The organism is Angustibacter aerolatus (assembly GCF_054776675.1).
Genome location: NZ_BAAHBM010000163.1, coordinates 1 through 2,545, shown reverse-complemented (window position 1 = coordinate 2,545; position 2,545 = coordinate 1). Strand labels below are relative to the sequence as shown.

1 protein-coding gene and 2 pseudogenes are annotated in these 2,545 nt (G+C 79.2%); 2 read left to right on the top strand and 1 reads right to left on the bottom strand.

Translation table 11 applies throughout. From position 1 onward, the window contains the following. Together ACYVI6_RS18440 and ACYVI6_RS18435 are read left to right on the top strand one after the other, a co-directional pair. Window positions 1–463 (top strand): annotated as a pseudogene (locus ACYVI6_RS18440) (hypothetical protein); the annotation flags it as partial. Continuing rightward, window positions 460–1,563 (top strand): DivIVA domain-containing protein, encoded by a 1,104-nt coding sequence (locus tag ACYVI6_RS18435; protein ID WP_460447755.1) that lies wholly within the window; start codon window positions 460–462, stop codon window positions 1,561–1,563. The pseudogene ACYVI6_RS18440 and the gene ACYVI6_RS18435, both read left to right, overlap by 4 nt. A 25-nt stretch (window positions 1,564–1,588) precedes the next feature. Here the strand turns inward: ACYVI6_RS18435 and ACYVI6_RS18430 are convergent. After that, window positions 1,589–2,545, bottom strand: a pseudogene (locus ACYVI6_RS18430) (hypothetical protein); the annotation flags it as partial.

Sequence of the window (2,545 nt, the reverse complement as noted above, 5' to 3'; positions counted from 1 at the left end):
CGCGCGGCGCCGGCTCGACGAGGCCGAGGCCGGCGCCCGCACCCTCCGCGAGCGGGCCGCCGCCGACCTGACCCGCGCCCAGCTCGAGGCGCACACCGCCCGCCGCGACGCCCGCGAGGAGGCCACGACGCTGCTCACGCAGGCGCGCACCGAGGCCGACCAGCTGCGCACCGAGGCCCGCCGTCTGCTCGCCGACGCCCGCTCCGAGCTGGTCTCGCTCGCCACCCGCCGCAAGGCCATCGCCGCCGAGCTCGGCCAGCTGTCCGGCGTCATCGAGGCGCTCGCCGTCCCCGCCCCGACGTCCGGCGACGACGCCGACCCTGCCCAGGCGCACGACACGGACGACACGCACGACACGGACGACACCGAGGACGCCGTCGACGCGGCGCCCCAGCAGCCCACGCACGACCACGCCCCCACGGCTGACGCAGCCCGAACCGACGAGGTGACCACACGGCCATGAGCGACTCCCCCCAGTTCCGCACCGTCCTGCGCGGGTACGAGCCGGCGGAGGTCGACAGCCGGCTGCGCGACCTGCACGAGCAGCTGCAGCGGGCGCGGGCCGGCGCGGAGGCGGGCACCGAGGCGTCGGCACGCTCCGAGCAGCTCGCCCAGCGCGTCGCGGCGCTCGAGGCCGAGCTGTCGGCGCGCCCCGCCCCCACCACCGACAGCCCCGACTTCAGCCAGCTCGGTGCCCGGATCGGGCAGATCCTCGGCCTGGCCGACGAGGAGGGCGCCGACCTGCGGGCCAGGGCTCGCACCGACGCCGACGCGCTGCGCGAGCAGGCCGAGGCGGACGCCGCCGCCACCCGCGCGGCCGCCGACCGCTACGACGAGGAGCGCCGCTCGGCCGCCGACAACGAGGCGACCCGCGTGCTCGAGGACGCGAAGCGCCGCGCCGACGAGCTGCTCGACGACGCCGACCGCGAGGCCACCGCCCGCCGCGAGGAGGCCGAGGCGGTGTACGAGCACCAGCGTGCCCGCGCCGCCCAGGCCGCCGCCGACTTCGAGACGACGCTCGCGCAGCGCCGCCAGCGTGCCGAGGCCGACTTCATGGAGCGCAGCTCGGCCAGCGAGTCCGAGCTCGAGGCGCTGCAGGGCCGCATCGAGCGGATGCGCCAGGACGCCGAGCGCACCACCCGCGAGTCGAGCGCGAAGGCCTCGCAGGAGCTCGAGCAGGCTCGCGAGCAGGCCGCCGAGATCGTCTCCGAGGCGCAGTCGAAGGCCGCCCGGGTGCGTGCCGAGTCCGAGCGCGAGCTCGCCGCCGCGAGCCAGCGCCGCGACAGCATCAACGCCCAGCTCGGCAACGTGCGGCAGATGCTCGCCACGCTCACCGGCGGCGTCCCGCAGGTCGTGACCGAGCCGGTCGCACCCGCCGAGGCGGCGCCCGCCGCGGAGGACGAGCAGGTGCCCGACGTCGACCCGGAGGCGATCGCCGAGGCGGCCGAGGCCGAGCAGGTCGAGGGTGCCGAGCAGGCTGCCGACGACGAGCGGGTCGTGCTCGACGAGCAGCCCGGGCCGTCCGACGAGCAGCCGGCTACCGCCGGGCGCGGCCGCCGCTAGGTCGTCCGCGCCGCCCGCGGGCCGGTCAGCGCGACACCGCGCGGCGGGCGTCGTCGGGCAACGAGCCCCAGCCCGGCGCGTCCTGGGTCCACGCCCAGGCGCCGAGCGCGACGGCGGCGACGAGCAGCAGGGGCACGACCACGCGCGCGACGGACGGCGGCGCCAGCGCCCGCAGCACGCGCCGGGTGCCGCGGCGGGCGGTCGACCCGAACGGACCCCACCAGGCGGTGACCAGGCCGGCGGCGAACCCGGCCGCCGTCGCGGTGACCGAGAGCGGGTCGACGGAGCCGTCGGTGCCGGGCAGCACCGCGCCGACGGCCAGCACCGCCGCGGCGCCGACGAGCGCGGGCAGCAGCAGGCCGAGCGCCGTCACGAGCACCGCCCGCAGCACGAACCAGGGGGCCGCACCCCAGACCAGCGCGCCGTCACCGCGCCGGCGTCCGCGGGTCGCCCGCCGGGCCGCGAGCACCATCGTCCCGTGGTCGGCGGTGCGCACCACCACCAGCCAGAGCACCACGGCGACCAGCACCACGAGCGGCCAGCGCGCCGAGGCGGCGACGGCCACCGCCGCGAGCGCGAGCACGGTGCCCGGCCGGGACGGGGGGCGCACCACGGCGAGGTCACCCGGCTGCGGCGGGACGCCCGGCGCCGGGTGCGCCCCGTGCGGCTGGTCCCACGCCGGACGCTCCTGCACCGGTGGCCGTCTCGCCGGCTCGGGGTACGACGGCGCGGCACCCGGCTCGGCGTACGCCACCGGCTCGGGGCGGCGCACCGGCTCGGCGTGATGCACCGGCTCGGCGTACGGCCGCGCGGTCGACCCCGCAGCGGTCGCACCGGACGGCGCGCGCAGGGTCGGCGGCACGGACGACGCGTCGTCCGGGTCACCGTCGTGCCACCAGGGCTGCGGCGGGGTGTCGGGCACCCGCGGCCGCTCGCGCACGGTCCCGGCGAGGGTCGGCGCGGCGGTGGGCAGCGCGACGGT